This window comes from Candidatus Thiosymbion oneisti (assembly GCF_900092655.1).
Lineage (GTDB): Bacteria > Pseudomonadota > Gammaproteobacteria > Chromatiales > Chromatiaceae > Thiosymbion > Thiosymbion oneisti.
The window spans coordinates 1-844 of sequence record NZ_FLUY01000465.1; the positions used below are offsets into that span (position 1 = coordinate 1).

Here is an 844-nt window from a genome sequence, read left to right on the forward strand (position 1 = left end):
TGACCCAAGGAAAAATCGCCGACATCCTGCAGAGGCGCGGCCAGCTCGATGAGGCCCTGCGCATCCGCACCCAAGAACAGCTGCCGGTCTATGAGCGCCTGGGCGATGTGCGGTCCAAGGCGGTGACCCAGGGCAAGATCGCCGACATCCTCCAGGCCCGCGGCAAGCTGGATGAGGCCCTACGCATCCTGACCGACGAAGTGCTTGGGGCCTTTGAGCGCCTCGGCAACGTGCATGGGCTACTGGTCTGCCGCGCTAACATCGCGCTGAATCTGCTGGCTCGGGGACGGGCCGAGGAGCGCGCGCAGGCCAATGAGCTGCTCTGCCTCGCCTTGACCGACGCCAGACGACTGCGGATCCCGGAGGCACAACAGATCGAAGAAATCCTGCGGCAGCTCGGAATGACCTGTCGCCGGTAGGTGGGGCCAAGACTCTCTCGTTCCCACGCGCCGCGTGGGAACGCGGAAGCTCCGCGCCGCGGAGTGCCTCGGAGAGGCTACGAGCCCTAGTCCGTAGGGCGGGAAAGCACAGCGCATCCCGCCTTGCGGTGGGTTGCGGCCAGGCTCCCTGCGGGACGGCGCCTGGCCTTTCCCACCCTACGCGGGCTGGGTTGCGGCGTCCCAGCCGGAACGACGGTCTCAGGTGTCGGCTCCCGGCGTCGCCGGCCTGGTTTGAGCCGTGTTTTCCTATAGGAAAAATCGGTTCAGAGAACCACGGATGAACACGGATCGACACGGATGAAGACCAATCTGTGTTGATCCGTGGGCCCTCTGGCTCCCACGCTCCAGCGTGGGAGCAAGTCCGGACGCTCCAGCGTCATGAAACCTTGGCCGCTGGAGCGGCC

At 65.9% G+C, this 844-nt stretch carries 1 protein-coding gene; it reads left to right on the forward strand.

Annotation, left to right across the window (positions count from 1 at the left end):
• Nucleotides 1-419 (forward strand): hypothetical protein (locus BQ17_RS21475; RefSeq protein ID WP_218068093.1); only part of this gene is annotated, 419 nt, incomplete at its 5' end.
• Between the last annotated feature and the right edge of the window lie 425 nt (nucleotides 420-844).